The 25652-nt window shown below is 55.9% G+C and carries 15 protein-coding genes and 2 pseudogenes; 7 read left to right on the top strand and 10 right to left on the bottom strand.

Features of this window, described 5'->3' with window-relative positions; translation table 11 throughout:
* Positions 1 to 17: 17 nt before the first annotated feature.
* The 9 genes from trhP to yegD form a co-directional block, all read right to left on the bottom strand.
* Complete coding sequence (trhP, locus tag WLO32_RS13620; protein WP_435945602.1) at positions 18 to 1379, bottom strand: prephenate-dependent tRNA uridine(34) hydroxylase TrhP; 1362 nt, start codon at positions 1377 to 1379, stop codon at positions 18 to 20.
* A 135-nt stretch (positions 1380 to 1514) separates the two neighbouring features.
* A complete protein-coding gene (locus WLO32_RS13615) occupies positions 1515 to 1763 on the bottom strand; it encodes a hypothetical protein (RefSeq protein ID WP_435945601.1) in 249 nt (82 codons plus the stop codon).
* A gap of 561 nt (positions 1764 to 2324) precedes the next feature.
* Positions 2325 to 3047 carry a two-component system response regulator BaeR gene (gene baeR / locus WLO32_RS13610; protein WP_435945600.1) on the bottom strand — a complete coding sequence of 241 codons (723 nt, stop codon included), beginning with the start codon at positions 3045 to 3047 and terminating at the stop codon, positions 2325 to 2327.
* The gene (baeS, locus tag WLO32_RS13605; RefSeq protein ID WP_435945599.1) at positions 3044 to 4441 is read right to left on the bottom strand and encodes a two-component system sensor histidine kinase BaeS; all 1398 of its coding nucleotides are present in this window, start codon (positions 4439 to 4441) and stop codon (positions 3044 to 3046) included. The genes baeR and baeS overlap by 4 nt, the downstream gene beginning before the upstream one ends.
* Complete coding sequence (locus WLO32_RS13600) at positions 4441 to 5853, bottom strand: MFS transporter (protein WP_435945598.1); 1413 nt, start codon at positions 5851 to 5853, stop codon at positions 4441 to 4443. Before WLO32_RS13600 ends, baeS begins: the two co-directional genes overlap by 1 nt.
* Positions 5854 to 8934 carry a multidrug efflux RND transporter permease subunit MdtC gene (gene mdtC, locus WLO32_RS13595; protein WP_435945597.1) on the bottom strand — a complete coding sequence of 1027 codons (3081 nt, stop codon included), beginning with the start codon at positions 8932 to 8934 and terminating at the stop codon, positions 5854 to 5856.
* Positions 8931 to 12056, bottom strand: coding sequence for an MdtB/MuxB family multidrug efflux RND transporter permease subunit (locus WLO32_RS13590; protein WP_435945596.1), 3126 nt, complete (start codon positions 12054 to 12056; stop codon positions 8931 to 8933). Before WLO32_RS13590 ends, mdtC begins: the two co-directional genes overlap by 4 nt.
* On the bottom strand, positions 12056 to 13303 hold the full coding sequence (locus WLO32_RS13585; protein ID WP_435945595.1) for an MdtA/MuxA family multidrug efflux RND transporter periplasmic adaptor subunit: 1248 nt from the start codon (positions 13301 to 13303) through the stop codon (positions 12056 to 12058). The genes WLO32_RS13590 and WLO32_RS13585 overlap by 1 nt, the downstream gene beginning before the upstream one ends.
* A gap of 224 nt (positions 13304 to 13527) precedes the next feature.
* Positions 13528 to 14886, bottom strand: a complete 1359-nt coding sequence (gene yegD / locus WLO32_RS13580; RefSeq protein ID WP_435945594.1) for a molecular chaperone — start codon at positions 14884 to 14886, stop codon at positions 13528 to 13530.
* Between the two features lie 132 nt (positions 14887 to 15018).
* Here yegD and alkA point away from each other — a divergent pair, with 132 nt between their 5' ends.
* From alkA to WLO32_RS13555, 5 genes are all read left to right on the top strand, one after another.
* A complete protein-coding gene (gene alkA, locus WLO32_RS13575; protein ID WP_435945593.1) occupies positions 15019 to 15864 on the top strand; it encodes a DNA-3-methyladenine glycosylase 2 in 846 nt (281 codons plus the stop codon).
* Between the two features lie 155 nt (positions 15865 to 16019).
* A complete protein-coding gene (locus WLO32_RS13570; RefSeq protein WP_435945592.1) occupies positions 16020 to 16964 on the top strand; it encodes an NAD-dependent epimerase/dehydratase family protein in 945 nt (314 codons plus the stop codon).
* Positions 16964 to 17995 (top strand): MraY family glycosyltransferase, encoded by a 1032-nt coding sequence (locus WLO32_RS13565; RefSeq protein WP_435948305.1) that lies wholly within the window; start codon positions 16964 to 16966, stop codon positions 17993 to 17995. The genes WLO32_RS13570 and WLO32_RS13565 overlap by 1 nt, the downstream gene beginning before the upstream one ends.
* A 5-nt stretch (positions 17996 to 18000) precedes the next feature.
* Complete coding sequence (locus WLO32_RS13560) at positions 18001 to 18576, top strand: acetyltransferase (protein WP_435945591.1); 576 nt, start codon at positions 18001 to 18003, stop codon at positions 18574 to 18576.
* Between the two features lie 25 nt (positions 18577 to 18601).
* On the top strand, positions 18602 to 20491 hold the full coding sequence (locus WLO32_RS13555; protein ID WP_435945590.1) for a polysaccharide biosynthesis protein: 1890 nt from the start codon (positions 18602 to 18604) through the stop codon (positions 20489 to 20491).
* Between the two features lie 83 nt (positions 20492 to 20574).
* Here the strand turns inward: WLO32_RS13555 and WLO32_RS13550 are convergent.
* Positions 20575 to 23908, bottom strand: a pseudogene (locus WLO32_RS13550) (diguanylate cyclase).
* 356 nt (positions 23909 to 24264) lie between these two features.
* On the opposite strand from WLO32_RS13550, the gene udk reads away from it, so the two are divergent.
* Together udk and dcd are read left to right on the top strand one after the other, a co-directional pair.
* Positions 24265 to 24906 carry a uridine kinase gene (gene udk, locus WLO32_RS13545; protein WP_121265785.1) on the top strand — a complete coding sequence of 214 codons (642 nt, stop codon included), beginning with the start codon at positions 24265 to 24267 and terminating at the stop codon, positions 24904 to 24906.
* 161 nt (positions 24907 to 25067) lie between these two features.
* Positions 25068 to 25650: pseudogene (gene dcd / locus WLO32_RS13540) on the top strand (dCTP deaminase).
* Positions 25651 to 25652 lie beyond the last annotated feature (2 nt).

The following is a 25652-nucleotide window of genomic DNA, read 5'->3' as shown; positions in this document are numbered from 1 at the left end:
AAAATAACTCAAATTAACTAGTTACCTTGGGAATTGCCGGTGGTCTGACCTGCCAGATTACGCATTAACAGCGCATAATCCAGCGAGACGTCCTGGGGCACAGGCAACCATACGGTGTGGCCGTCGCCGGGCGCTACGTCAATCGGCTGGGCTTTGCCGTTTTCTAATAATTCCAGCGTAAAGGTCACGTTGCCCTGCGGGGTCATCAGCTCAAGGCTGTCGCCGAGCAGGAATTTGTTTTTCACCGCCACGGCCGCCAGGTCGCCGCGGCGTTCGCCGGTGAACTCCCCGACAAACTGCTGGCGTTCGGAAATAGAGTGGCCGTATTCATAGTTCTGATGGCTTTCGTGCGTATGACGACGCAGGAAACCTTCGGTATAGCCGCGGTGCGCCAGCCCTTCTAACGTTTGCAGCAGCGTTGGATCGAACGGTTTGCCTGCCGCCGCGTCATCAATCGCCCGGCGGTAGACCTGAGCGGTGCGCGCGCAGTAGTAATAGGATTTGGTTCGGCCTTCGATTTTTAGCGAGTGGACGCCCATTTTCGTCAGGCGCTCCACGTGCTCAATGGCGCGCAGATCTTTGGAGTTCATGATGTAGGTGCCGTGCTCGTCTTCAAACGCGGACATGTACTCGCCGGGACGCTTCGCCTCTTCCATCATAAAGACTTTATCGGTCGGCGCGCCCAGGCCAAGCGTTGGCTCGACGTTTTGCACCGGAATAGGCTCGTGAAGGTGGACGATATTGCCCACCTCGTCCTCTTTGCCTTCCGCTACCTTATATTCCCAACGGCAGGCGTTGGTGCAGGTTCCCTGGTTGGGATCGCGCTTGTTGATATAGCCTGAAAGCAGGCAGCGGCCGGAGTAGGCCATGCACAGCGCGCCGTGAACGAAGATTTCCAGCTCCATTTCCGGCACCTGCTCACGGATTTCCGCGATTTCGTCCAGCGACAGCTCGCGCGAAAGAATAACGCGGGTCAGCCCCATCTGTTTCCAGAATTTTACCGTCGCCCAGTTGACGGCGTTCGCCTGCACCGACAGGTGGATATCAATTTGTGGGAAAGCTTCGCGCACCAGCATGATCAAACCCGGGTCGGACATTATCAGCGCGTCCGGGCCCATTTCGACCACCGGCTTCAGGTCGCGAATAAAGGTTTTCAGCTTGGCGTTGTGCGGGGCGATGTTGACCACGACGTAGAATTTTTTGCCCAGATCGTGGGCTTCGTTAATGCCGATCTGCAGATTTTCGTGGTTGAACTCGTTATTACGCACGCGCAGGCTGTAGCGCGGCTGGCCTGCGTAAACGGCGTCCGCGCCATAGGCGAAAGCGTAACGCATATTTTTCAGCGTTCCCGCTGGCGATAAAAGCTCTGGTTTAAACATGATGTTTCCGGTCTGATGTCAGGTCAGAACCACCTCACCTGGTGAGGCGGTTATAGCAGCTCGCGGGGATTACCCCAATTTTAGGGCGGGAATTGTAGCGCCGTGGACGTAGGGAGTAAACCGCCGGGCAAATGTTTAGACCAGTAAATTAAAAATCGGCGAGGAAATGCTGATATCGCCGGCAAATTCTTTAAGGGAGGAGACGTTTGAGCGGAAGTGTTCCAGCATACGGTCTATTGCCTGTTCTTCATTTTCAGCCTCGGTTTCATAAGGCATTTTTCTGAAGCCGTTCGCTTTTAAGCGATGCTTTTCGATTGCTGACAGGGTCTTTTTCTCATAAACGTTAACGCCGATATCGCTTAAATAAAAAGAGTATAATTTCATAGGATTATCCTTTTCACGGTGAAATATTATCAACTATTAAAGACACGTGTACGGCTGTTATGTTTCCTCTCGCCATAGTTGGGCTTTGCATTTTTTACATAGAATGGTGCGGCGAAATCAGTAAAACAGGCGAGGCCTGCAAACTTTCTGCAAAGAGGCAATGATGACACTGGATTTTACCACCAGCAATAATATCTGATGGATAAGACCTGATGTATATATCCTTTGTCGGTGATTTTTCCCAAAGATGGGCTAAAGGAGATTTCGTCAAAGGTGCATAGCAAATATTGAACATCCAGATGAGTAAGTAATATCTAATAATATTAATGGGTTAGCGGCATGGTATTAGAAACTGTAACGACGAGCGGATAATGAGCTTAACGGGAATTATTTGAGATGAAATTGGCGAAATAAAAAATAGCATCCTGTGATTTCAGACATTTTCTTTTGGCAAGCATATATAAGATATGTGGATAATTAATTGAAGAGTTATTGAGTGGGTGAATTGCGTGCTGAAATTATTATTTAATGAAATGCCTCGGCCAGAGGCATTTCGAGGATTCAGGCCATACGGCAGGCGTCCGCCTCCCAGCGGTAGCCTACGCCGTAAACGGCGCGAATAAACGACTGCTCTTCGTCAAGGGCTTCAAGCTTGCGGCGCAGGTTTTTAATATGGCTGTCGATGGTTCTGTCCGTTACCACGCGATAGTCGTCGTAAAGATGGTTCAGCAGCATTTCGCGTGAAAACACTTTTCCCGGCTCGTGGGAGAGGGTTTTTAGCAGGCGGAACTCGGCGGGGGTGAGGTCCAGCAGCTTGTCGCGCCAGCTGGCCTGGAAGCGGCCTTCGTCGATAAGCAAGGGGCTTTCTTCGCCCGGCGGAATTTGTTCCTGCTGACGCCTGCAGCGGCGCAAAATGGCTTTGATGCGCGCCACCACTTCTCTTGGGCTGTAAGGCTTGCAGATATAGTCATCGGCGCCGATTTCCAGACCCAGCAGGCGGTCGATTTCTTCTATTTTCGCGGTCACCATCACAATCGGCACCTCGGAAAAACGGCGGATTTCCTTGCACAGCGTCAGGCCGTCGGTGCCCGGCAGCATTAAATCCAGCAGGATTAAGCTCGGCGGCGTCTGGCGAACGTAAGGCAGCACCCGATCGCCATGGGTAATCAGCGTCGGGGCATAGCTCGCGGCCCGCAGATAATCGATAAGCAACTGCCCCAGTTTCGGTTCATCTTCAACAATCAAAATGTGCGGAGCATTTTCATCAATCGGAAAATCGGTCATATGTTTCTCATTGATTCTGGATCCAACGGTAACTCTACTGTAATGCTAACGCCCCCGAAAGGCGAATGGCCGGCCTTCAGGGTGCCGCCGTGCGCGGCGACGATGTTCTGGCAGATTGATAGCCCGAGTCCGGAGCCGCCGCTTGCGCGGTTTCGCGAGCCTTCGGTGCGGTAAAAGCGGTCGAAAAGCATGCTTAGCTGCTCGTCGTTTACGCCGGGCGCGCTGTCGGCGAATGTCATGACGAAGCGCTGCTGGCTCACCTCGCCGGAAATCAGTAGCTGGCCGCCCGCGTCGGTATAGCGCAGGCTGTTTTCCAGCAGGTTGTGGAGCAGCTGCATCAGCCGATCGCTGTCGCCAAAGATGCTGACCTGGTCGGGCAGCGCGAGGCGGATGCTAAGCCCGCGGGAATCAAAGCGCTGACGAAATGCGCCCGCCGCCACCTCCAGTAGCGTAATGATATCGAGAGACTTTTTCTGGTAAGCCAGCGCGCCCTCATCGGAGAGCGACAGCTGGTGCAAATCGTCAACCAGCTTGGTGAGCGTGGCGACCTCCATCTGCAGCGAAGCCACTGAGTCAGGGGTGAATTGACGCACGCCGTCCTGAATCGCCTCCAGCTCGCCGCGCAAAATCGCCAGCGGAGTGCGCAGCTCGTGGGAGATATCGGCCATAAAGGCGCGGCGCATGTTGTGGTTTTTTTCGAGCGTGCTCGCAAGCTGGTTAAAATCCTGAGCAAGTTTTCCCAGCTCGTCCTGGCTGGTGGAGTCGACGCGAGTGGTGAAATCGCCCGCCGCCAGCCTGTGCGTGCCTTCAACCAGCCGCTTAACCGGCGCCAGCAGGCCTCGCGCCAGCAGAAAGGTCGCCGCAGCGGCCAGCAGGGTGGAGAGCGCGACGATAATCCAGCTGGTGCGGCGCTGCTGGCGGTCAAAGTTGATATCCGTATTCCGCGTTAATCGTTCCACCGGTGAGGCGATAACCCAGCCCACGTCGCGGCCGTTAACGTTGATGGTGCGACGCATGCCGTCCGGGGGCACCGGCCCGCGCGGGCCAACCAGCGTTTTGAAATCCTGGTCCACCACCCAAAACTGCGTGCGCCAGCCGTGCGGCGGCATGTTTGGGTTGCGTCCGTCCTCGTCGTGCTCAAAGGATTTCAGGATTTGAAACATAAAGCGGTCGTTGTGGCGCAGGAACTGCCAGTTTCCATGCAGGGCGTACTGCTCGCCCAGCGCGTCTCCCAGCAGCTCTAGCCGCTGTTCGTTGCCGTGTTTGATGTAGTCAATAAAGCCGCGTTCGAAACTCAGCCGCACGCCCCAGTGCATAATGGCCAGCACCAGCAGACAGGTGGAAAAGATGGCGAGAAACAGCTTGCCGGTAATACCTGGCCGCCAGAGTTTCATTAATGGCTCCTTTTACGTCGCGCGATAACGACGTTTTTTGTCGTGTCCTTAGGTACGCGGGTAAAGACCAGCGCGGGAAGGGCGATAATCACCGCCATGCTCAGATAGGTATAAAGGAAGACGCTGTGCACCACCGGGCTGTCCGGCGCGATCTGGTGATGGCCGTACATGCCAAGCAGCATCCCGGCGACGGTAACGCCGATACTCATGGAAAGCTGCATCACCATCGACAGCAGGCTGTTGCCGGAGCTTGCCATATCGTCCGGCAGGTCTTTGAGCGTTAAGGTGTTCATGGAGGAAAAGCGCACCGAGTTGACCATCCCCTGAATAAACAGCACCACGGGCAGCAGGTAGTACCAGCCGAGCAGGGCGGTGGCCATAAACAGCAGGCTGATGACCGCCAGACCGAGCGTTGCGGCGACCAGCACCTGGCGATAGCCGAAGCGGTTGACGACCTGCACCACGATGCGCTTCATGCCCATGCTGCCCAGCACCATCGGGATCATCATTAAACCGGCGTGGAAAGGGGAAAAGCCGAGGCCGATTTGCAGGAACACCGGCGTCATAAACGGCAGCATGCCGCTGCCGACGCGTCCGCAGAAGCTGCCGAACAGGCCGAGCGAAAAGGTGCGCGTCTCAAACAGGCCAAGCTTGAACAAAGCGTTCTCGTTTCCGCGGGCGTGCCACAGATAGAGCATGATGGCCAGCACGCCACAGCCCACCAGCAATCCGAGAGCAAGCGCGGAAATGCCCAGCCCTTTCTGCCCGTCAAGGGCGATGGTCAGCGCCGCCATGCCGAAGGCCAGCAGCACAAAGCCCGGCATGTCAAAGCGGCGGGTTTGCATAGTGTAATTCGGCATCAGCCAGAGCGTGGCGACGGCGCCGATAATCCCCACCGGCAGGTTTATCAGGAAGATCCAGTGCCAGGAGGCGTACTCCACCAGGATCCCGCCCAGCGCCGGGCCAAGCAGCGGGCCGATCTGGCCGGGGAGGGTCACGAAAGTCATCGCCGCCATGTACTGCTCGCGCGGGACGATTTTCATCACCGTCAGCCTGCCTACCGGCACCATCATTGCGCCGCCGATCCCCTGCACCACGCGGGCCATAATCAGCTCGTCAAGGGTTGCGGCGTGGGCGCAAAACAGGGAGCCGATGGTAAACAGCACTATGGCGGTAAAGAAGATATTGCGCACGCCGACCCGGTCCGCGAGCCAGCCGCTGGCGGGAAGCATAACCGCCACGGTCAGCACGTAGGAGACGATGACCGAATGCATATGCAGCGGGCTCTCTCCCAGGCTTGCCGCCATCGAGGGCAGGGCGGTATTGACAATGGTGGTGTCCAGCGACTGCATAAAGAAGCCAAAGGCGACAATCCACAGTTGCCAGCGAACGGCTGCGGGCAGATCGGTCATTTAGTTCAGCACCTCGTCTTTACGGGATTTACGGGTAAAGTGTAAACGTAAACGATCAAAGAAGAGATAGACAACCGGCGTGGTGTACAGCGTCAGCAGCTGGCTGACCACCAGGCCGCCGACGATGGTTATCCCCAGCGGCTGGCGCAGCTCGGCGCCGTCTCCGCTGGTCAGCACCAGCGGCAGCGCGCCGAACAGGGCGGCGAGGGTGGTCATCATAATAGGGCGGAAGCGCAGCAGGCAGGCCTGGAAGATGGCGTCTTCCGGGGACAGGCTGCCGTTACGCTGCGCGTCTATGGCGAAGTCCACCATCATGATGGCATTTTTCTTCACGATGCCGATCAGCAGCATGATGCCGATCAGCGCGATCAGGCTGAAAGGCGCGCCGAACAGCTCCAGCGCAAGCAGCGCCCCGACCCCTGCCGAAGGCAGGGTGGAGAGGATAGTCAGCGGGTGCACGTAGCTTTCATACAAAACGCCCAGCACGATATAGACGGTGGCGATAGCCGCGATAATCAGCATCACCTGCGATTTCATCGTATCCTGGAAGACCTGCGCGGTGCCCGCATAGCTGCCGCGCACCGTCGACGGCACGCCAAGAGAGGTCATGGTGCGGTCGATGGCTTCGCTTGCTTCCGAAAGCGATACCCCCGTCGGCAGGTTAAACGAAACGGTGGAGGCCGCGGACAGCCCCTGATGATTGACCGAAAGCGGCGCATTCGCCGGCTGCCACTTCGCGAAATAGGACAGCGGGATCGGCTTGCCTTCGCTGTTGGTGACGAACATCTGATCCAGCGCGCTGATGTCCTGGGTGTAGCGCGGGTCGACCTCCATTACCACTTTGTACTGGTTGAGCGGCTGATAAATGGTTGAAATCTGGCGCTGCCCGAAGGCGTTATTCAGCAGGCTGTTGGCGTCGCTTACGCTAATCCCCAGCCGGGACATAGTTTCACGGTCGTAAATCAGATCCATTTCCGCGCCGTTGTCCTGCTGGTCGGAGTTAACGTCCGCCAGCTGCGGCAGCTTAGCGAACGCCTGACGAATTTTCGGCTCCCACTCCCGCAGGTCGGCGAGGTTATCGGATAGCAGCGTGTACTGGTAGCTGGCGTTGGCAGAACGGCCGCCGACGCGAATATCCTGCACCGCCATCAGAAACAGGCTCGCGCCCGGCTCTTTCGCCAGCTTTTTACGCAGCCTGTCGATGACCTGCTGCGCGGTTTCCGTGCGTTCGCCAAGCGGCTTGAGTGAAATAAACATCATTCCGCTGTTTACCCGCGAGCCGCCGGTAAAGCCGGTGACGTTGTCCACCGCCGGGTCTTCGCGAATGATCTTCATAAAATCCTGAAGCTTGCCGCGCATCGCCTGGAAGGAGATGCTCTGGTCGGCCTGGATATTGCCCATCAGCCGCCCGGTGTCCTGCTCCGGGAAGAAGGTCTTTGGAATGGCGATATACAGCCAGACGTTGAGCGCGATGGTAGCAAGCAGCACCAGCCCCGTCAGCTTCGCATGGCGCAGCACCCAGCGCAGCGAACGGCCGTAGCCTGTCTGCATCGCCACCAGCACGCGGCCGAAGCCACGCTTGCGGTTCGGCTTATGCTGCGGTTTGTTTTTCAGCAGCCAGCCGCACATCATCGGCGTCAGGGTCAGGGAGACGACCAGCGAAATGCCGATAGCCACCGAAAGCGTGACGGCAAACTCTTTAAACAGGCGTCCGGGCAGGCCGCCCATCAGCAGCAGCGGCAGGAAGACGGCCACCAGCGAGAGGCTCATGGAGAGCACCGTAAAGCCGACTTCGCGCACGCCCTGCAGCGCGGCCTGCAGCGGTTTGACGCCCGCCTCCAGATGACGGGAAATGTTCTCCAGCACCACTATCGCATCGTCCACCACGAAGCCGGTGGCGATGGTGAGCGCCATCAGCGACAGGTTGTTCAGGCTAAAGCCGCACAGATACATGGCGATAAAGGTGCCGATTAACGACACCGGCACGGCGACGGCGGGAATTATCGTCGCCCGCCCCGAGCGCAGGAACAGGAACACCACCAGAATGACCAGGCCCACGGAGATGACCAGCGACTGCTCAACTTCGGAAAGGGAGGCGCGAATGGTCGGCGAACGGTCCTGGGCGACCTGCAAATCTATGGAGGCGGGGATGGTTTCCCGCAGCTCGGGAATTTTCGCCCGGATTTTATCCACCGTCTCGATGATGTTCGCTTCCTGGGATTTGCGGATCATCAGCAAAATTGCGGGCCTGGCGTTGGTCATCCCGGCGTTGCGCACGTCCTGCACCGAGTCGGTGACGCTTGCCACGTCGCTCAGGTGCACCGCGCCGCCGTTGTTGTAATGCACAATCAGCGGCTGATATTCCGCGGCGGTTTTCAGCTCGTCGTTGGTCTGCAGCTGCCAGCGGTGGGTATTTTCCTCCACCGCGCCCTGCGGGCGCCGGACGTTAGCGTTGCTAATGGCGGTGCGCACCGCGTCCAGCGAAACGCCCTGGTTAAACAGCGCCTGCGGGTTGAGCGCCACGCGAACCGCCGGCAACGAGCTGCCGCCGACGTCGACATCGCCCACGCCGTCGATTTGCGCGACGGTCTGGGCCAGCTGCGTAGAGGCGAAGTCATACAGCTGCCCCTGCGAAAGCGTATCCGAGGTCAGCGTCAGGATCAGGATTGGCGCATCGGACGGGTTGGCTTTGCGGTAGGTAGGCCGGCTCGGCATCCCGCTTGGCAACAGGCTTTGCGCCGCGTTGATGGCGGCCTGCACGTCACGCGCCGCGCCGTTGATATCGCGGTCGAAATTAAACTCCAGGATGATGCGCGTGCTGCCCAGCGAGCTGGAGGAGGTCATTTCGCTCACCCCGGCGATTCGCCCCAGCGCGCGCTCAAGGGGCGTGGCGACCGAGGAGGCCATGGTTTCCGGCGAGGCGCCGGGCAGCGAAGCGCTGACCATAATGACCGGGAAGTCCACCTCCGGCAGCGGGGCTACCGGCAGCAGGCGGAAGCCCAGCACGCCGCACAGCGTGATGGCGAGGGTCAGCAGGATCGTCGCGACGGGCCGGTAGATAAACAGGGCGAAGAATTTCACTGGGCTTCTTCCTCACGCTTGCCAAATTTCTGGCGTGAGTAGTGCGAGAGTCGGTCGAACAGCAGGTAGATAACCGGCGTGGTAAACAGGGTTAACACCTGGCTGACCAGCAGCCCGCCGACCATGCCGATCCCTAACGGACGACGCAGCTCGGCGCCAACGCCGGTGGAAAGCATCAGCGGCAGCGCGCCCAGCAGCGCCGCAAGCGTGGTCATCAGAATCGGACGGAAACGCAGCAGGCACGCCTGATAAATCGCTTCATACGGCGACATGCCCTGCTCGCGCTCCGCCGCCAGCGCAAAGTCGATCATCATGATGGCGTTTTTCTTCACGATGCCGATAAGCAGGATGATGCCAATGATGGCAATCACGTCGAGCTCGGCCCCGGCCAGCATCAGCGCGAGCAGCGCGCCGACGCCCGCGGTGGGCAGCGTGGAAAGAATGGTCACCGGATGGATAAAGCTTTCATACAGCACGCCCAGCACGATATACATCGCCACCACGGAGGCGATGATAAGCCAGATGGTGCTGCCAAGGGCCGCCTGGAAGGCGAGGGTGCTGCCCTGGAACTGGGTGGTGATATCCGTGGGCAGCGAAAGCTCTTTTTCGGCATCGGTAACGGCCTGTACCGCTTCGCCTAACGAGTAGCTGCCCGGGACGTTGAAGGAGATCGTCGTCGACGGGAACTGGTCGAGGTGGTTTACCGAAAGCGGCGCGAAGCGCTGTTCGACTTTGGCGATAGCGCTGAGCGGAACGGTGCCGCCGGAGGTCGCGGCGAGGCGGATATTATCCAGCGCGCTCAGGCCCGGGGTGGTGCTGGTGTCATGCTCAAGCACCACGCGGTACTGGTTTGCCTGGGTATAGATGGTGGATATCAGGCGCTGGCCGAAGGCGTTATACAGCGCGTTGTCCACGTCGGACATGGAAATGCCCAGGCGGCTGGCGCTGGCGCGATCGACGTTAACGTACGCCACCAGGCCCTGATCCTGCCAGTCGCTGCTGACGTCGGAAAGCTGCGGCAGGGTTTGCAGCTTGTCCATCAGCTGCGGTACCCAGGTGCTCAGCGCCTCCAGCGAGGTGGCCTGCAGCGTGAACTGGTACTGGGTGCGGCTGACCGTGGTATCAATGGTGAGATCCTGAACCGGCTGCAGATAAAGCTGCACGCCCGGGACTTTTGCCACATTCGTTTGCAGGCGTTCAATGACGGCTTTGATGCGGTCATCGCGATCGTCAAGCGGTTTGAGATTGATCTGCAAACGCGCGCTGTTCAGCGAAGGGTTGGTGCCGTCGACGCCGATAAAGGACGTCAGGCTTTCCACCGCCGGGTCTTTCATTATCACGTCCGCAACCTGCTGCTGACGCTGCGACATGCTGGCAAACGAGACGGACTGCGGAGCCTGAAGCGTGCCCTGGATAATGCCGTTGTCCTGAATCGGGAAGAAGCCTTTCGGGATGAAAATCCACAGCATGATGGTGAGCGCGAGCGTACCGAAAGCGACGCCGAGGGTCAGCCACGGGTGGTTGAGCACCTTCTTAAGCGTGCGGCCGTAGGCTGCGATCACGCGTTCAAAGAAGCGTTCGCTCGCGCGTGAGAAGCGGTTCTGTTTGCGTAACGACTCGTGGCTTAGCATGCGCGCGCACATCATTGGCGTGAGCGTAAGCGAAACGATGGCGGAGATCAGAATCGCCACGGCGAGCGTCACGGCGAACTCGCGGAACAGACGGCCGACGATATCGCCCATAAACAGCAGCGGAATCAGCACCGCGATAAGCGACAGGGTCAGCGAGATAATGGTAAAGCCGATTTCGCCCGCGCCCTTGAGCGCCGCGGCCAGCGGTTTTTCACCTTTTTCGATGTAGCGAGAGATGTTCTCGATAACCACGATCGCATCGTCCACCACAAAGCCGGTGGCGATGGTGAGCGCCATCAGCGTCAGGTTATTGATGGAAAAATCGAGGAATACCATCACCGCGAAGGTGCCGACCAGCGACAGCGGCACCGCCACGGCGGGAATAATGGTCGCGGGCACGTTGCGCAGGAAGACATAGATAATCATCACCACCAGCGCGATGGCGAGCATCAGCTCGTACTGGGTATCGGTTACGGACGCGCGGATATTGGTCGTGCGATCGCTTAGCAGCTTAACTTCCACCGATTTCGGCAGGCTCTGGGTAAGGGTCGGCAGCATCTGGCGAATGCTGTCGGCGGTATCGATAATGTTCGCGCCGGGCTGGCGCTGCACGTTCATCACGATGGCCTGCTGTTTATTGGCCCAGGCGCCAAGCCAGGTATTTTCGGCGCCCTGTTCGACGGTGGCCACGTCCCCCAGGCGAATCGGGGCGCCGTTCTGGTAGGCAATTATCAGGTTGCGATACTCTTCCGCCGACTGCATCTGGTCGTTGGCGGAAAGCGTCACCGCGCGCTCGGGGCCGTCGAGGCTGCCTTTTGCCGAGTTGACGTTGGCGCTGGTAATGGCGGTGCGAACCGTTTCGCTGGTTAATCCCAGCGCCGCAAGGGCGGGGGCGTTGAGCTTCACGCGTACCGCAGGGCGCTGCCCGCCGGAAAGGGTAACCAGGCCGACGCCGGAAACCTGGGAAATTTTCTGCGCCACGCGCGTTTCCACCATGTCTTCAACCTGGGTCATCGGCATGGCGGTGGAGGTGACGGCGAGCGTCATAATCGGCGGATCGGCCGGGTTGACCTTGCTGTAGACCGGCGGGTTAGGCAGGTCGGATGGCAGCAGGTTGGTGGCGGCGTTAATCGCGGCCTGCACTTCCTGCTCGGCGACGTCCAGCGGCAAGGTGAGCTGGAACTGCAGCGTCACGACGGAGGCGCCGCCCGCGCTTTGCGAGGACATCTGTTTTAAGCCGGACATCTGCCCGAACTGGCGCTCCAGCGGGGCGGTAATCGCCGAGGTGACCACGTCCGGACTTGCGCCCGGATAGAGCGTAACGACCTGAATGGTGGGGTAATCCACTTCCGGCAGAGCGGAAACCGGCAGAAAGCGGTAGCCGATAATCCCCGCCAGCAGGATAGCCAGCATCAGCAGCGTGGTGGCGACCGGACGCAGAATAAACAGGCGGGAGGGGCCGCCCGTGGCGCTGGGAGGTAAGACCTGCATCAGGATTTCGCTCCGTTACGCGGGCTTGCGGGCTGGGCATCCGCCTTGTTTTCCGTCGTGCCGGCGGTGGCTGAATGGGCTTCCACCACTTCCACTTTCGCGCCTTCGGTGAGGCGGTCAATCCCGTCGGTGACCACGCGATCGCCTGCGGAAATGCCGGCGGTAATCACCACCTTCTGGCTGTCCTGAATACCCGTGGTGACCAGATGCTTGCTGACTTTGTTGTCGGCGTTCAGCACCCAGACGAAGCTGCCTTCGTTACCCATTTGCAGGGCGGCGGTTGGGATAACCACGGCGTTTTGCTGGGTATCGACCAGCATGCGGGCGTTGACGAACTGGTTCGGGAACAGCGCATCATCTTCATTATTAAACCGCGCTTTGAGTTTGATGGTGCCGGTGGTGGCGTCAATTTGGTTATCCAGGCTCAGCAGGCTACCGGTGCTGAGCTTCTGCTTGTTGGTGCGGTCCCAGGCTTCAACGCTTAAGGCGCTGCCGGCTTTTTGCGCCTTCACCACGGTGGCGATTTCGCTTTCCGGCAGCGTGAAGACTAAATCAATAGGATGGGTTTGGGTCAGAACCACGATACCGGTGGTATCGCCGCTGGAAATCTGGTTGCCGACGTCAACCTGCTTGAGACCGACGCGCCCGTCAACCGGGGCGGTAATGCGGCTCCAGTCGAGCTGCAGCTGGGCGCTGGCCACGGCGGCTTCATCCGCTTTTACCGTGCCCGCCGACTCGCTCACCAGCGCCTGCTGCGCGTCCAGCTCCTGACGGGAAACCAGGTTGGTTTTTGCCAGCTGCTGATAGCGGCCTACGTCGCGGCGGGCATTGGCGAGAGTGGCCTGATCTTTCGCCAGCTGTCCCTGGGCCTGGGCCAGCGCGACTTTAAACTGGCTTGGATCGATTTCGGCCAGCAAATCGCCGGCCTTGACCTGCTGTCCTTCCTGGAAATGAATCGCCAGCAGCTGTCCGTCCACCCGGCTGCGCACGGTAACGGTGTTCGCCGCGGTGATGGTGCCAAGGCCGGTGAGATAACGCGGCACGGATTCGCTGGTCGCCGTGGCCGCCTGAACGGGCGCCAGCGCGCCGCCGCGCATACCGCGTCGCCCGCCGGGAGCCTGCTGCTGGGTGGATTTCTGCGCGTCAGGTTCGCCTGTGGCGCCGCTGCGCCAGAAATAAACGGCCGCGATAACAACGATAGCGGTCCCTGCAATGAGCAACCAACGGGTAGTATGCGTGCCTTTCATAGATATACGTCTTCTCTTCCTGAAACGATTAGGCTTAATGATACTAGTGTAGAGAATGCCGGGCGCGGAAAAATGAAGGAAATATGGAGTACTGTATGGATAAATCCGATAGCGAGCCTTTCTGTGGTAAGCCTCGCAGCCTGGTTTAAGGCTCTGAGCAGGCGTAAAAATCCTGCATTAGCTTTAGTCGTAAGGCAGCCGTGAATCCCTTCACGGCCTTTCAGTCAGCCGCGAAACACCACTTCAGCCCAGCGGGCAAGGCCTGCGGTCACCGAGCCGAAATCATCGCCTCCGGCAATCTCTATGCCCGGCAGCTGCTGCGCCAGAGCGTGCTTGATCAGCGGCGAACGGGCGCTGCCGCCGGTAAGATAGATCACATCCGGTTGCACATCGCTGGTTTCCAGCGCCAGCGTAACCTGCTCCAGAATGCGCTGTAGCGGCTGGCTGATGGCGCTTTCCAGCTCCGGCTGGGTGATTTCACAGCCCAGCTCCGCGGCGATAAACGGCAGCATGGTGGCGACCTGCCCGCTGTCGGAAAGGGCTATTTTGCTCTCCTCGGCCGCGCGCACCAGGCGGTAGCTCAGACGCTGGCGCCATACCTTTTGCAGATACGCTACCTTTTCCGAATCGCGCGCGTCGCGTACCAGTTCGCCCAGCATCCTTCCGTTGGCGGCGCTGTAAAACTCGTTTTGCGCCGGAACGTCATTGATGGCAACGGCGTTCCACCACGGCAGTACCGGCAGGGCAATGCCTTTTTCCGTTTCCCCGCCCATGCCAAGCAGCGGAGAAAGCTGTTTGAAGGCCAGCATAATGTCGAGATCGTTTCCGCCGACGCGGCAGCCGCTGTGGCCGAGTAAGCTGTGCTCGCGGTCGCGACGGTTATGCCACTGCGGGCCCATCAGCAAAACGGAACAGTCCGTTGTGCCGCCGCCGATATCAACCACCAGCACCTGTTTTTCATTCTTTAGCGAGGCCTCGAAGTCAAGCCCTGCGGCCACGGGTTCAAACTGGAATACCACGTCCTCGAACCCGGCGCGATGCGCCGCCCGCTCAAGAATGCCCTGCGCCTGCCGGTTGGCCTCATCGCCTCCCAGGCCCTGGAAGTTGATCGGCCGGCCGATCACCGCCTGGCTAATCGGCTCCGCGACCTGGGCTTGCGCCTGGTTGCGAATATGAACCATCATGGCGCAAACCAGATCTTCGAACAGCGCGACCTGCTGAGGCTTCAGCCCGCTGGCGCCGAGGAAGGACTTCGGCGATTTTACGAAATAAACCTCTTCCGGGTCTTCCATATACTGGCGCAGCGAACTCAGGCCAAACTGTACGCTGCCCGGCTGCACCTCGATATCTTCTTCGCGATTAAAGGAGACGGCGCGACGCAGCAGCGCCTGAGTTTCATCGCCGTTTGCCGGGATCTGATGGTGGCGATAAAGCCACTCGCTGACCGCCTCGCGCGTGGGCGCGCACAGCATCGAGGGAAGCAGGGAAGAGCCGTTTTCCATTTCCAGCATCCGGGGCGCGCCATCGCGCATCACCGCAACCGAACAGTTTGCCGTACCATAATCAAAGCCAATAAATTGCATAACGCCCCCATGCCGGTGAGAAGGGGGGCGACTTTAGCGGAATGCGCCGCGGCGGGCAACTGAATATCAAAGCAAGGCAGGAATTGGCTTTTGCTAGTAAGCTAAGTACATAAAAATTCACGGGAACAGAAGATGTTTGAGCTTGTTTACCATCCGCCTTACGACTGGCGCTGGATGTTCGGCTTTCTGGCCTTACGTGCGGTTGCCGGCGTTGAAGAGGTTACGCCGGCACGCTATTGCCGCAGCTTCGCCCTGGGGCCGTATCAGGGAATTATCACCCTCGAACCTGATGAGACGCGCCGGGCGCTGAAGATAACCTTGTCCGAAGGACTGCTGCCGGTGGCGCAAGAGGTGCTGGTGAGAGTCAGGCGGCTGCTCGATTTGGATCGCAGGCCCCAGCCGCTGCTAGCAAGCCTCGGCGAACTGGCTCAGGCGCGGCCAGGCCTGCGGTTGCCCGGCTGTATGGACGCCTTTGAACAGGCCGTTCGCGCGATTCTGGGACAGCTGGTGAGCGTGGCGATGGCGGCGAAGCTTGCGGGAAAAGTGGTGCAGACCTTCGGGCAGCCGCTTGCGGGCTTCCCCGGGTGGCGTCTTTTCCCGGAGGCGGGCCGCATTGCCGCGCTGAAACCGGAGGAGCTAAAAGCGTTAGGGATGCCGCTTAAGCGCGGCGAGGCGATAATTAATCTGGCGCGGCTGGTAGAGGCCGGGGCGTTTCCGCTGACGATGCCGGAGGATGTCGAACTGGGCGTAAAACAGCTTATTACCCTGCCGGGCATCGGACGCTGGACCGCGAACTATTTCGCTCTGCGCGGCTGGCAGGCAAGCGATGTATTTTTACCCGACGACTACCTGATAAAGCAGCGGTTTCCCGGCATGACGCCCGCCCAAATCCGTCGTTATGCGGAGCGCTGGCAGCCCTGGCGATCCTACGCGCTGCTGCACATCTGGTACAGCGAAGGCTGGCTGCCGCAAAACTAAACCGTACAGATGAAATTAAGCTAAAAAGCAGGATACATCTTGTAACTCAAATCAGTAAGTATGAAAATCTCACATTAAGATTCTTAAATCCTTAAACAAAATTTGATTTTGCTTATGTTCGGCCTTTGAAGCACTCAACTTAGAAAGGGTAAACTGTGAAAATTCTGGTGACGGGGGCGACTGGTTTTGTCGGCAGTAAGCTAATGACAGAACTTAAGGCCAAAAATTATGATGTCGTAGGAACGTCACGACGTTCATTACAAACGACGCCTGAGCTTATCAATATCGGCGACATTTCTGAGCAAACAGACTGGTCTATGGTTCTCAAGGGTTGTGACGTTGTTGTCCACACGGCCGGACGCGCCCATATGATGAAAGACCAGGCCGAAGACAAACTGGCCGAATTCCGCCGGGTGAACCGTGATGCAACGCTTAAACTTGCTCACGATGCGAAAGCCGCAGGCGTGACGCATTTCATTTTTATTAGTTCGATTGGCGTTAACGGTAATGCTACTTCAGGCAAACCTTTTAGCGAGACCTCAACGCCTGAAACTACGTCTGATTATGCCATTTCAAAATTAGAAGCAGAGTTAGCTTTAAAAGAGCAATTTGCTGATACCTCTATGGCTATTACCGTGATACGTCCTGCTCTTATTTGCGGGGAAAATGCGCCAGGTAATATTCGACGTTTACTTAAGCTGGTTGAAAGCGGTATCCCGCTTCCTTTCAAAGGCGTTAAAAATAAACGTGGCATGGTTTCGTTAGAGAATGTTGTCAGCTTTATTTTGACCTGTATCGAAAATCCGCTGGCAAAAAATGAGCTATTTGTTCTGGCTGACAAAGAAAAACCAACGACGGAAGAAATTATTCATGCTTTTGCTCAGGGAATGAATAAACCGGCCAGGCTCGTCTGGTTCCCCTCTTCAGTTATAAGCGCCGGCCTGAAGGCGATCGGCAAAGGGAACCTCTATGAACAACTTTTTGGTTCATTAGATATTGATGCAACTAAAGCTTCCAGGCTTCTTAACTGGCAGGCTCCAGTAACTCTTGATGAAACTATGAAAAAAACTGCGGCGTTTTATGTTAAGGGAAATAAATGATGTGGGAGTTCGGCGGATCGGTTCTTGTATTTGTTTTTTCTTTTGCGTTAACCTGGGCTTTACGCATTTACGCATTAAAAAACAATGTGATAGACATACCTAACCAGCGCAGCTCCCATTCTATTCCCACGCCGCGTGGGGGCGGGGTCGCGATAGTTATCAGTTTTTTAGTCGGCATCATTTTTTTCTGCCTGACAGGTATGGTGCCAGTTTCACAAATGCTTTCATTATTTATTGCCGGTGCAATCACGGCAGTGGTTGGTTTTCTTGACGATCATGGCCATATCGCTGCCCGATGGCGCTTATTGATGCACTTCCTTGCCGCAGCGGCAGGCTTATATTTTCTTGGCCGATTCCCGGTCATCGATCTATTTGGCTACCAGTTCTCTGCGGGATGGTTAGGCATGTTATTTGGGCTGGTATATCTGGCCTGGATGCTCAACCTCTATAACTTCATGGATGGCATTAACGGCCTGGCAAGTATGGAAGCTATTGCCTTTGCCCTGATGTCTGTTGTGGTGGTCGTATTCGGTGCCCCGAATGCGCTGGCAGTGAGCCAAATTACCTTACTTTTACTGCTTGCCTGCGCCGCGCTGGGCTTTATTTTCTGGAATTTTCCATCCGCGAAAATCTTTATGGGCGATGCGGGCAGCGGATTCCTTGGCATAACAATCGGGTTGCTTGTTTTGCATGTAGCCTTGCTGGATGGCAAACTATTTCTTGCTGAAATTTGCCTGCTCGGAGTGTTTATCGTTGATGCGACGATTACGCTTTTACGCAGGCTTATTGGTGGAAAAAAAGTATACGAAGCTCATGCCAGCCATACCTATCAAATCCTCGCCCGTAAATATGAGTCTCATAAGCCCGTTACGATCGGGGCATTTATTATCAACGTCGTGTGGCTGCTACCTTGCGCATTGCTGATTGCGGGTGGGAAAGTAACAGGGGTTGTTGGCGTGATAATAGCCTGGTTACCGCTAGTGGTCATAGCATATTATTATGGTGCTGGCGTTAAAGATAAGGACCAGTAATAAGCATGAATAAAAGCCTGTTAATTTTAGGCGCTGGCGGCCATGGTCGTTGCATTGCCGAACTGGCTATTCAGCTAGATCAGTATGCTCAAATTGCTTTTCTGGATGACTCCTGGCAAGGAGAAACATGCCGCAACGCAAAAATAATCGGCCGTATAGACAGCCTTAAAGACCATAAGATTTTTACCCACGCCGTTGTTGGTATTGGTAACAACAGCGTAAGGAAGATTTTGCATCAACGCCTTGTAGCGGAAGGTTTTGAACTCGCAACGCTGGTTCATCCCGCCGCATGGGTAAGCCCTTCAGCGCAGCTCGGAAGAGGGTGCGTGATATTTGCTGGTGTGGTTATTGGTCCGGCAGCCCGTATTGGAGACGGAGCGATAGTCAATTGTAACGCAACCGTGGATCATGACGGGATGATAGAGGATTTCGCTCATCTGGGTGTAGGCGTACAACTGGCGGGCGAATGCCATATTGGTCAAGGCGCTTTTGTACAGGCTGGTTCAAGCGGAGGCTTTAGGGCTTTTGCGGAGCCCTATAATACCTACATTCCTGGATCAACTTTGAAATCAAGAGCATGATGCTCGCTATAAATTGGTTAAAAATATGCTGACGTTTTTACTGAGCTTACCCAGACCTTTAAAAAGACTTATTTCCCTGGTTATTGATATTGTTCTTTTGCTGTGCGCTTTCTGGTTTGCATTTTGGGTACGTATAGACTCTATGACCCCGCTGACCAGCCTGCCGCATTGGGGACTGATATCTTTCATTGTACTGATTACACTTGCTTTTTTTGTTAAATTGGGATTGTATCGAGCCGTTATACGTTACATCACAGCTAAAGTCCTGGTTGCTGTAAGTGTGGGCATGGTGGCCTCGGCAATTCTGCTGATTGTTGTAGCGTTTTATACTAATTTGTATTTGCCGCGTACTATTCCTTTTATCTATTTCTCCTTTGGTTTGTTAATGGTTGCGGGATCCCGTCTTGCGCTAAGAATGATTATCAACCGAGGCCTTCGATTAGGTACCAAAGTAATTATATATGGCGCAGGTGCGTCAGGCCGCCAACTGCTGCCAGCGTTAAGCCAGGCCGCTGAATATTACCCCGTCGCTTTTGTTGATGACAATCCACAGCTGCAAGGGAGTGTTATGCACGGTGTGACGGTGTATCCACCTGAAAAATTGTCATGGCTGGTCGAAAAGTACGAGGTAAAAAAAATCCTTCTTGCCATGCCGAGCGCCAGCCGTGCACGCAAAAATGAAGTTATCCAGATGCTTGAAGGTTTGCCTTGTGAAGTCTTATCAATTCCCGGCATGGTTGATCTTGTTGAAGGTAAAGCCAGAATAGATAGTTTGCAAAAAGTTTCTATTACCGATCTGCTTGGCCGAGATCCTGTCGATCCTGTACCCGAACTGATAGCGAAAAATATTCGTGCAAAAGTTGTCATGGTAACAGGCGCTGGCGGATCTATTGGTTCCGAACTATGTCGCCAAATCCTGCGGAATGCGCCACAAGCTTTAGTTCTTTATGAAATGTCCGAGTTCTCTTTGTATGCAATTGAACGTGAACTTGCAGCCTATATTGCAGATCATCAACTCGCAATTGAGCTCTATCCGGTTCTGGGGAACGTTCAGAATCAGGAGCATATCGAACGAGTGCTGAAAAGCTTCCATGTAAAAACAATTTACCATGCCGCAGCCTATAAGCACGTCCCGTTAGTTGAATATAATGTGGCTGATGGCGTGCGCAATAATGTGTTCGGAACCTTAGCTTGCGCTCAGGCTGCAATTAATTGTCAGGTGCCTAATTTTGTTTTAATTTCAACAGATAAGGCCGTACGCCCTACAAACACAATGGGGGCGACAAAGCGTATGGCAGAGCTTGTTTTACAAGCGCTGTCCGCCCAGCATTCAGGGACCAGATTCAGCATGGTTCGTTTTGGGAATGTGCTTGGCTCTTCCGGATCTGTTGTGCCTTTATTTGAAAAGCAAATTGATGCGGGAGGTCCGATAACGCTGACGCATCCGGATATCATCCGTTACTTTATGACGATACCTGAAGCTGCCCAATTGGTTATCCAGGCAGGGGCGATGGGCAATGGCGGGGATGTGTTTGTGCTGGATATGGGCGAACCCGTGAAAATAATAGACCTGGCACACCGAATGGTGACGCTCAGCGGGCTGACTATTCGTGACGAATCTAATGTTGACGGAGACATTGAAATCAAAACGACCGGCCTGCGGCCGGGCGAAAAACTCTTTGAGGAGCTATTGATTGGTGAAAGCGTTTCGGTTACCCAGCACCCGCGTATTATGACTGCCAACGAAGTTATGCTTCCCTGGTCGGAGCTTGCCGGATACCTGGATGAATTAAATATCGCGTGCAGCCGCTTTGATCAAGAGCGAATCAGAGAAATGCTCCTTAAGGCGCCCACCGGTTTCCAGCCAACCGATGAGATTTGCGACGTTATGTGGATTAAAGCTCGCGAAGCATAAATTCTGAGAAGCAATTTAAAAACGGCGTTGTAAACAACGCCGTTTTTTTATGTAGCTCCAGCACACGATTATGTGGCTATCCGTTAATTAATCGCGAAATAGCTGGTATGCAGCAGCAGGGTCAGCGGCTGCGGCGGGCTGATGGTTTCACCATAAATTAAATTTATTCCGATGCCGGAAAGGGTGTCCATCGCCATCGGCAAATCCGCCGGGCCCCCTATGGTTTGCAGCATCAGGCGCTGCGCGTGGCCGTGTATTATGGTCACCATCATTTCGTCCATCAGGTTGCAATGCACGTTCTGGATAAGCTCATTATCGATAATGATATAGCTGAAGATCTGACGGCTGATTTTTTCAAAAATATCCAGCTCCCGGCCCGAGTGGGTCAGAATCATCTGGCAGCCCCGGTCGCGCAGGCGCTGCAGATTTTTATAGGCCTCTTCGTCTTCGGCCAGTAAGGATTCCGCCCTGATTTGCAGATGCAGCAGACGCGCCGGAAGCGGGCTGCTATCCAGCATGGCAAGCAGTTCGTCGACGAAGCCGCGGCTTGCAAGCCCGGCCGGAGAGAGCGCAAGAGCGATGCCGAAGCCTTTTTGCGCTATCTGCGCCGCAAACTCGCGGAAGAATTCGCTGAACACCCGGCGATCGAGCGCCTGCTGCAGCTCGCTTTCAACCAGCCCGCTGCGGAAGGTGTGCTCTTCCACCATTTCTCCTTCGCTGTTCCAGAACTTGAGCGACAGCAGGTAGAAGCTGGCGGACTCAGGCACCCGCGGCGGCGCGACGGCCAGCGCAAGCATCAGCATCGGGTTTTCATTGATGATGCGCCTTTGTTCATCTGTATCCGGTAAGCTGCGGTTTTTTTGCAGGTAGTGCTGCTGCGCTTCAAAAGCGGTGACGCGCCCCCGACCGCTGTTCTTCGAGGTATAGCAGGCGATATCCGCCTGGGATACGACCTCCGAGGCCACTTTATTGTCGGCGTTAATCTGGGTGATCCCGGCGCTGGCGCCGATGCGATACAGCTGGCCTTCCCAAACGAAGTGATAGTCGTTGATGCTGTTGATAATGCGCTCGGAAATATAGCGGGCGTTATCTATTGAGCAATCCGGCAGCAGCAGGCCGAACTCATCGCCGCCGAGCCTCGCAAGGAAATCTCCGGTGCGCAGCATGCTCAGCATCAGCGAAGAGAGCTCGCGCAGCAGCGCGTCGCCGGCGGCGTGGGCCGGCGGTATCGTTCACCGCTTTGAACCTGTCGAGATCGATAAACACCAGCGCATGACGCTGACGATGTTCTCCGGCGCTTTGCAGCAGACGTTTGAGTTCATTTTCAAAGCTTACGCGGTTGGCCAGATGCGTCAGGCTGTCGTGGGAGGCGCTGTAGCTTAGCTGCTTAAGCATTTTACGCGACTCGGTGACGTCCTGAATAACCAGCACCGAACCGATGCTCTGGCCGTCGAGGGTGGTCAGCGGCGTAATGCTGTAGTGAATATCAAAGCTGCCGCCGTTACGGCAGTGCAGCACCACATCCTGCTCGATGGCCATGCGCGAAAAGTCGCCGCTGTGGATGTTTTCCAGCGCGGGCCCGGTATCGCCAAAGGTAATGCGTAAAATCGCAAGGATATGCTGTCCAATGGCGTTATCCTGCGGCCAGCCGCTGAGTTTTTCCGCCACCGGGTTCATAAAGGTGACGTTCATATCGACATCGGTACAAATCACCGCTTCGCCGATGGAGTCCAGCGTGATGTGCAGGCGCTCTTTTTCCTGATACAGCGCTTCGTTAAGCTGCTTGACCTCGGTCATATCCATGTTGATGCCGAGTAGGCGTTCGACGTCGCCGTTTTTATTCAGCACCCGGTTGGCAAGAGAGCGAATGTGACGAATACCGTTTTTGACTTTAATGCGGTATTCCAGTTTAAAAGGCATGCGCGCGCGCAGCGATTCGCGCACGATTTTTTCAGCCTGCGGCAAATCCTCGGTGAGGATGCAGTCTGACCAGAGTTTATAGGTGGGCTTAACGTGTGGCGGCAGCTCGTAGAGATCGAACATGCGTTTGTCCCAGCTGATCACATCGCTTGTCAGATCCCACTCCCAGATGCCGATGCCGCCGGCTTCGTTTGCAAGCGTAATGCGTTCCATCAGCCGTTTATTGATCCATTCGGTGTGCTTGAGATCGTTGATGTCTTCAATCTGGGCTATTAAATAAAGCGGGGACCTGTCGGTATTGCGCACCACGGAAACCGCAAGCAGCGCCCACACCACGTCTCCCTGGCTGGTGTAGTAGCGCTTTTCCATGGAATAGCTATTGATATCGCCCGCAAGCAGCATCTCAAGCTGGTGGAGATCGGCGTGCAGGTCTTCCGGATAGGTGATTTGCTGGAAGGTGAGCGCGCGCAGCTGCTCCGCCGTGTAGCCGAGGAAATTGCTCAGGGATTTATTTACCTGAATCCAGTGGCCCTCGATGGATACCAGCGCCATGCCGATAGCGGAGTACTCCATGGCGTTACGAAAACGCGCCTCGCTCTCGGTGATGTGTTTGCGCTCCTCGCGAAACGCATACATCACCATGGTCATAACGTTGGCCGGCAGCAGAATCAGCAGGAAAGGCAGCCACTGGACATTATCGCGCACCAATGGGTTGGGCATCATCATTGAGATGCTGTTGGTGGCCATCATGAAAGAAATGACCATCAGCGTGACAAGGAAAATGCAGAATGCCTCGAGGCGCGGCAGACGGATTGCGCTCCACATCAGGAAAATAATAATAAAGGTGAAAGGCCAGGGCAGGAAACGCAGCGCCAGATAGCTCAGCACCAGGGTGGTAACGAAGGTGCTCACCGTTTCGAGCAGCAGTTTCGGTTCCCGGTGGCGCAAAAAATAGTGGGGTTTAATCAATAAACCTGCCGGGAGCAGCGCCAGAGCGCCGATGGTTTCGGAAAGCACCCAGACGAAGAACGCTCTTGCCGCGCCGCCGCCTTCAGGGCCGGCCAGCCAGACGGCGAGCAGGCCACCCACCACGGGCGGGACGACGGCGCTGCAAAGGGCCAGCCGAACCCAGCTGTTGAGGTTTTGCAAAGGATTTTGCGTGGACAAAAAGCGGCGCATAAGCGTTGCGGATATTAACGCTTCGACAATATTGATGGCGGTGTAAACAAGATTAATTTCATTTAAAGAGTGCAACACCGCCGTGGCGGCCAGCCCGCCCGTTGAGCAAATAGCGGCAATCAGCGGCCACAGACGCGACGGATTGCGGAAAAACGCGGCCGTCATCACCGAGGTGGGGAACCATACCGGGGCGAATATGGTGCCGGAGAGGGTTAATTTGAGTGAGTAAAAAGTAAAAACAAAGCTCAGTAATCCCAGACCCAGCAGGAGCAGCCCGTAAGGCGTCCTGTCCTGCTTGTGTATATTCTTTTTGGTCATTCCCGCGAAATCCGTTAAGGCAATGCCGCCAGGTACATGCCCGGATGCAAAAATTAGGATAGTTTCGCTTCATGCTAGTACAAACAATTTACAATTCCTATGGCGTGCGCTCATAATTTAACATCAAGGCGTTATAAAAAGCGTGGTCGCTTGCCGCATATTTTCTTTTATGCCCTGTGCGGCAAAAAACGATTCATTTTCTCATTCTTCAGCGTCGCCTGTTTGTTGTGCGCGCAAAAACTCCCGCAGATAACCATTACTCTGGTATCACTCGCCGGTTATCCCTATAATTGCCGCGTTTGACGCAGCTTGCGTCTCCCTTCCTTATCATTAAGTCAACAAGGCTCGTTAACAACATGACTGACAAGTCTCATCAATGCGTCATCATCGGGATAGCCGGCGCATCGGCTTCAGGGAAAAGTCTCATAGCCAGTACACTGTATCGCGAATTGCGCGAGCAGGTCGGTGACGAACACATTGGTGTTATTCCAGAAGATAGCTACTACAAAGATCAAAGCCATCTGTCGATGGAAGAACGTGTTAAAACAAATTATGACCATCCCAGCGCGATGGACCACAACCTTTTGTTCCAGCATCTGCAGATGCTCAAATCCGGCAAAGCCATCGAGCTGCCGGTCTACAGCTATGTGGAACATACCCGCACCGCCAATACGGTTCACCTGGTACCGAAAAAAGTCATTATTCTGGAAGGGATTTTGTTACTGACGGATGCCCGGCTGCGTGAAGAGATGAACTTCTCTATTTTTGTCGATACCCCGCTGGATATCTGCCTGATGCGCCGCATGAAGCGCGATGTTAACGAGCGCGGCCGCTCAATGGATTCGGTGATGGCACAGTATCAAAAGACCGTTCGCCCAATGTTCCTGCAGTTTATTGAACCGTCAAAACAGTACGCCGACATCATCGTGCCGCGCGGCGGCAAAAACCGCATTGCTATCGACATTCTCAAAGCTAAAATTAGCCAATTCTTTGAATAATCTCACCGCCTGATAGCGCCCGCTGCGGGCGTGTAGCCGGAATGAGTTCCGGACACGCTCGCAAAATACGATGAATTCCCTGTAATTAGCTGTCGTTCCGTGGATATCTGTAGCCCGGTGTGGCAGTTTAAACATAACGAGCTTGATAAGGAGAATCTGCGATGCGTTTGTGTGACCGTGATATTGAAGCCTGGCTTGACGACGGGCGTTTAACTATTACTCCGCGCCCGCCGGTCGAGCGTATTAACGGCGCGACCGTCGATGTACGCCTGGGGAATAAATTCCGTACCTTCAGTGGTCATACTGCGCCGTTTATCGATCTTAGCGGCCCGAAAGACGAGGTTACCGAAGCCTTAGAGCGCGTGATGAGCGACGAAATCGTCCTTGCCGAGGGCGACGCGTTCTTCCTGCATCCGGGCGAGCTGGCGCTGGCGGTTACGCTTGAGTCGGTTACCATCCCTGACGATCTGGTGGGCTGGCTGGACGGCCGTTCCTCGCTGGGCCCGCCTGGGCTTAATGGTTCACGTTACCGCGCATCGTATCGATCCGGGCTGGCACGGCTGCATTGTGCTTGAATTCTATAATTCCGGTAAGCTGCCGCTGGCCTTACGCCCCGGCATGATGATCGGTGCGCTGAGTTTTGAACCTCTTTCTGGTCCCGCCGCGCGCCCTTATAACCGCCGCCAGGACGCCAAGTATCGCGATCAGCAAGGTGCGGTAGCCAGTCGTATTGATAAAGACTGAGT

It is taken from the genome of Dryocola mayonis (assembly GCF_051307045.1).
Taxonomy (GTDB): domain Bacteria; phylum Pseudomonadota; class Gammaproteobacteria; order Enterobacterales; family Enterobacteriaceae; genus Dryocola.
The sequence above is the reverse complement of the archived record's forward strand: the minus strand, read 5'-3'. Positions and strand labels throughout refer to the sequence as shown.

Coding starts and splice junctions, on each gene's coding strand:
- trhP (WP_435945602.1), bottom strand. CDS start 1,379: ATGTTTAAACCAGAGCTTTTATCGCCAGCGGGAACGCTGAAAAATATG.
- WLO32_RS13615 (WP_435945601.1), bottom strand. CDS start 1,763: ATGAAATTATACTCTTTTTATTTAAGCGATATCGGCGTTAACGTTTAT.
- baeR (WP_435945600.1), bottom strand. CDS start 3,047: ATGACCGATTTTCCGATTGATGAAAATGCTCCGCACATTTTGATTGTT.
- baeS (WP_435945599.1), bottom strand. CDS start 4,441: ATGAAACTCTGGCGGCCAGGTATTACCGGCAAGCTGTTTCTCGCCATC.
- WLO32_RS13600 (WP_435945598.1), bottom strand. CDS start 5,853: ATGACCGATCTGCCCGCAGCCGTTCGCTGGCAACTGTGGATTGTCGCC.
- WLO32_RS13590 (WP_435945596.1), bottom strand. CDS start 12,056: ATGCAGGTCTTACCTCCCAGCGCCACGGGCGGCCCCTCCCGCCTGTTT.
- WLO32_RS13585 (WP_435945595.1), bottom strand. CDS start 13,303: ATGAAAGGCACGCATACTACCCGTTGGTTGCTCATTGCAGGGACCGCT.
- yegD (WP_435945594.1), bottom strand. CDS start 14,886: ATGCAATTTATTGGCTTTGATTATGGTACGGCAAACTGTTCGGTTGCG.
- alkA (WP_435945593.1), top strand. CDS start 15,019: ATGTTTGAGCTTGTTTACCATCCGCCTTACGACTGGCGCTGGATGTTC.
- WLO32_RS13565 (WP_435948305.1), top strand. CDS start 16,964: ATGTGGGAGTTCGGCGGATCGGTTCTTGTATTTGTTTTTTCTTTTGCG.
- WLO32_RS13560 (WP_435945591.1), top strand. CDS start 18,001: ATGAATAAAAGCCTGTTAATTTTAGGCGCTGGCGGCCATGGTCGTTGC.
- WLO32_RS13555 (WP_435945590.1), top strand. CDS start 18,602: ATGCTGACGTTTTTACTGAGCTTACCCAGACCTTTAAAAAGACTTATT.
- udk (WP_121265785.1), top strand. CDS start 24,265: ATGACTGACAAGTCTCATCAATGCGTCATCATCGGGATAGCCGGCGCA.